4 protein-coding genes and 3 tRNA genes are annotated in these 4509 nt (G+C 40.5%); all 7 read left to right on the plus strand.

The genetic code is table 11. The features are described from left to right. Positions 1–3: 3 nt before the first annotated feature. Positions 4–75: transfer RNA gene (locus PVE40_RS12340), tRNA-Gln, on the plus strand. 12 nt (positions 76–87) lie between these two features. After that, positions 88–158 (plus strand) — tRNA-Cys (locus tag PVE40_RS12345). Between the two features lie 38 nt (positions 159–196). Next, positions 197–280 (plus strand) — tRNA-Leu (locus tag PVE40_RS12350). A 141-nt stretch (positions 281–421) separates the two neighbouring features. After that, positions 422–1780 (plus strand): MATE family efflux transporter, encoded by a 1359-nt coding sequence (locus tag PVE40_RS12355; RefSeq protein ID WP_274732237.1) that lies wholly within the window; start codon positions 422–424, stop codon positions 1778–1780. Between the two features lie 23 nt (positions 1781–1803). Further along, positions 1804–2481, plus strand: a complete 678-nt coding sequence (locus PVE40_RS12360) for a response regulator transcription factor (RefSeq protein ID WP_274732238.1) — start codon at positions 1804–1806, stop codon at positions 2479–2481. Further along, positions 2474–3511 carry a HAMP domain-containing sensor histidine kinase gene (locus PVE40_RS12365; RefSeq protein ID WP_274732239.1) on the plus strand — a complete coding sequence of 346 codons (1038 nt, stop codon included), beginning with the start codon at positions 2474–2476 and terminating at the stop codon, positions 3509–3511. Before PVE40_RS12360 ends, PVE40_RS12365 begins: the two co-directional genes overlap by 8 nt. A 66-nt stretch (positions 3512–3577) precedes the next feature. Then, positions 3578–4486 carry a DegV family protein gene (locus PVE40_RS12370; RefSeq protein WP_274732240.1) on the plus strand — a complete coding sequence of 303 codons (909 nt, stop codon included), beginning with the start codon at positions 3578–3580 and terminating at the stop codon, positions 4484–4486. Positions 4487–4509: the final 23 nt, after the last annotated feature.

Raw genomic sequence — 4509 nt, forward strand, 5'->3', positions numbered from 1 at the left:
TTTTGGGGTATAGCCAAGCGGTAAGGCAACGGACTTTGACTCCGTCATTCGTTGGTTCGAATCCAGCTACCCCAGTTTTATAATCATGGCGGTATAGCCAAGTGGTAAGGCAGAGGTCTGCAAAACCTTCATCACCGGTTCAAATCCGGTTACCGCCTTTTCCTCATAGGGATGTAAATTGCAGAATAGAAATTATGCCGGCGTGGCGGAATAGGCAGACGCGCTGGACTCAAAATCCAGTGCCCGCGAGGGCGTGCCGGTTCGACCCCGGCCGCCGGTATTTTATAAAGAGCAAGTATACTGTAAAAAGTATGCTTGCTCTTTTTTGAATATCTATGGATAAAAAAGATAAATAAGTGTCAGACAACAGGCATTAGAGGTATAATATTTAGTATTATTCGAACTAAAAGGAGCGTTTTCATTGGCACAAAATGAAGTGAATGATTCAAAAGCATTATTTAGCCCACAGGATTTAAAACGCCTGATTATCCCTTTAATTATTGAACAAGCATTGGCTTTATCTATTGGCTTTTTCGATACGATGATGATTGCCTATGCGGGGGAGCAGGCTGTATCGGGTGTTTCATTGGTAGACAGTATTAACTTTTTGGCAATCAACTTCTTTTCCACAGTAGCTGCTGGTGGAGCGATTATTGTAGGCCAATATTTAGGAAAAAAAGATTTTAAGAAGAGTAATCATGCAGCGAAGCAATTATTCTTGGTCGTTGCTTTTATAGCTATGTTTGTAGCAATCATTTGTCTTGTTTTTAATGGTTTTATTTTACAGAGTTTGTTTGGTGATGTAGAAGAATCGGTCATGAGTAGTGCCGTCACTTATTTCTATGTTACTGCTGCTTCCTTTCCTTTCTTAGGTCTGTTTAATGCCTCTGCTTCCCTGTTTCGGGTAATGGGTGATTCAAAGAAAGCAATGGTTAACGCACTTATTATGAATGCTATTAACTTAGTGGGAAATGCTATTTTTATTTTTGTCTTCGGATGGGGCGTTTTTGGTGCAGCATTTGCGACATTGATATCAAGAGTGGTCAGTGCATTTTCAATGATGTATATGTTGCGGAATCCGAAATTACCTGTTTCTGTGAGCTCGTATAGTTTGCGGAACCTTGATTGGAAGATGATCAAAAGAATTCTAAGAGTAGGAATTCCCAATGGTTTAGAAAATAGTATTTTCCAAATTGGTAAAATTATTATGACTGGACTAGTAGCAACATTTAGTACGGCCTCTATTGCTGCGCATGCGGTAGCGAACAGCTTAACCGGACTGGAGATTGTTCCTGGAGCTGCAATGGGGTTGGCGATTACCACTGTGGTTTCTCGTTGTATTGGCGCAGGGGAGAGAGGGCAAGCAAAGGCCTATACAAAGGCACTAATGAAAAAAGCTTACTTATATATGGCAATCTTAAATATACCGATTTTATTATTACTGAGACCAATTCTAAGTCTGTACAGCCTTTCGAGTGAGTCATTAGACTTGGCCTTTCAAATTATGTTCTTGCATGGGATTGCTAGCATGATTATCTGGCCTGCATCCTTCACCTTACCGAATGCATTAAGAGCAGCGGGAGATGTGGTTTCTACGATGTACACCTCCGTATTCTCGATGTTTGCATTCCGTGTAGGATTCAGTTTTCTTTTTGCTTTTGTCTTTGATATGGGAGTCATGAGTGTTTGGTTAGCCATGTTCATTGACTGGACGTTCCGGGCAGTATTCTTCCTGATTCGCTGGTTTTCCAATAAATGGCAACGGTATACAATTATTTAGAAGAGGAATGGAAAGGGGATAGCATGAATAAAATTCTTGTAATTGAAGATGATTTGAACATTTTAGGGCTGTACGAATCCTGTTTGGTCCAATCTCACTTTCGAGTAGTCACGGCTCAAAATGGTCAACAAGCACTCGAAGTATTGGATCAACAGTCGGTTGACCTGATTATTACAGATATCATGATGCCAGAGATGGATGGTTATGAACTATCCACTCTGCTGAGGAAAACAGGTGATGAGACGCCGATTTTAATGATTACGGCAAAGAACACCTTTGAAGACAAGAAGAAAGGCTTCCGCATCGGTGTCGATGACTATATGGTGAAGCCGATTGATGTCAATGAGATGGTGCTTCGTGTAGAAGCCCTTTTGAGACGGGCAAAATTGCTGCAGGAGAACGAAAGAGTCATTGGCAGTACGATTCTGAATCAAGATACTCTAACGGTTCTAGAAAACGGCAGAGAGATTGAATTAACCCAAAAGGAATTCCAACTTCTATATAAGTTATTGGCCTATCCGAACAAAATTTTTACGAGACAACAGTTGATGGATGAAGTTTGGGGTTATGATTCGGATTCAGATGAACGAACAGTCGATGTCCATGTAAAAAGGTTGCGTGACAAACTGGCACACAACCAGGACTTTCAAATTGTAACGGTTCGTGGATTGGGGTATAAGGTGGTTGAATTAAATGAATAAAAAAATTCAATCGAACTTATGGCTCTATTTTTCTTTAGTGGTTTTTGCGTTAATTTTAGTATCTGCGTCTGGAATCGCATTGATTTTACTGATTGCGACTTATTTCGACATTATTCCAAAAGAAGGCGGAACGGTTTATTTAATTATTTTTATCGCATTGTTTATTGCGCTTATCAGTAGTGGGATTTCTTCTATTGTGGGGAAGCAATTTCTAAAACCGCTGATTAAGTTACGAAAGAGTATGAAGCAAGTGGCGCAAGGAGATTTCTCTGTGCAGATTGAGGAGAAGAAGGCGATGGGGGAAGTCCAAGAGTTGTACTCGGACTTCAATCTGATGGTTCGGGAATTAAGCGGCATTGAAACGATGCGAAATGACTTTATCTCGAACGTTTCTCATGAATTTAAGACACCACTAGCAACGGTACAAGGGTATGTACAGCTCTTACAAAATAAAAATATTACTGATGAAGAACGCGATTCCTATTACAAACGTATTTTTGAAGGAAACCAGCAGTTGGTGACATTAACCGATAACATTCTCAAACTGACAAAGTTAGAAACCCAAAAAATAGGCTATGAAGAGAAACTCTTTCGCTTGGATGAACAAGTCCGGGAAGTCCTGCTGTTTTTGCAGCCACAATGGGAAGAAAAGAATCTCGAATTGGATCTTACTTTGGAGAAAATGATGTATACGGGCAGTGAGGAGTTGCTATATCAAGTCTGGTTGAATCTCTTTGAAAATGCGATTAAGTATAACCGCGAGAATGGTTCAATCAAGGTTCGATTAAGTGAAAAAGGGAATCAAGCTATCATAACGATTCAGGATTCCGGTATAGGAATTAGAGAAGAAAACTATAAAAAGATATTTGAGAAGTTCTACCAAGAAGACAATAGCAGAAAGACCAGCGGGAATGGCTTGGGGCTGACCTTGGTACAGAAAATTATCGAACTTCATGAGGGTACAATAGAGGTAGACAGCAAGCCACAAGAAGGGACCCGATTTAGGATTACTTTGCCGAAAAACAATTAAGTTCATTTTGAGTTCATATAGGTACGATATAGTCATTTATGAGAATAAAGACAAGGAGCTTCATAAATGATTAAAATCATAACCGATAGTGCTGCGGACATCACATTGGCCGAAGCTGAAGACTTAAACATTCAGATTGTACCGTTAACCATTACTTTCGAAGGAACGGAACTAAAACAGGAAACAGAAGAAGACTACGATCAATTCTTTCAACAACTAATCACTGCTACAAAACTTCCTATCACCAGCAGACCTTCGCCAAAAGCTTATTTACGCTTCTTTGAGCAGGCTGAAAAGGAAGAGGTAGATGTATTAGTCCTCACCTTATCAAGTGGCTTGAGTGGGACGTATGAGAGTGCTGTTCTAGCCCGAGAACTGTCTTCCTACAAAGACCGGATCCATGTAGTAGATACGAAGCAGGCGATTCTGACGCAAAGGATGCTGGTCCAATATGCGGTTCAACTAAGGGATGCTGGCGAGACTGTGGAATCGATTATTACACAAGTTGAAGACGTCCGAGAAAGAATGGTCGTTTGTGGAGTTGTAAATACGCTGAAATACTTAAAAATGGGTGGCAGGATTCCGAAAAGCCTGGCTTTTATTGGGGAGACACTAAAAATAAAACCCATCATCATTCTGGAAAATACGAAGCTAAGCGAGTTAGCCAAAAAACGGGGAGTCGCAGCTGGGAAGAAACGATTGCACGAAGAATTAGAAAAAGAGCCTCTCGATCCGGCTTTTCCGGTTCACTTTGGTTATACCTTAAACCGAGAACAAGGAGAAGTCTTTATGCAAGAGACAATCGAGAAATACTCGTTAACGAATTCTAAGATGCATCCAGTTGGCGGAGTGATTGGGACGCATGTTGGGCCGAATTGCCTTGCCTTGGCTTTTGTAAGGAAGAAAAGTAGCAAAAAAAGTGGCTCTTTGTCAAGAAGTGTTGATAGTGTATTTTTCCAGTTGCATGCAGGCTAAATTTCACAATCTATCAAGCAGTA

Source organism: Jeotgalibaca caeni (genome assembly GCF_028863945.1).
GTDB lineage: Bacteria > Bacillota > Bacilli > Lactobacillales > Aerococcaceae > Jeotgalibaca > Jeotgalibaca caeni.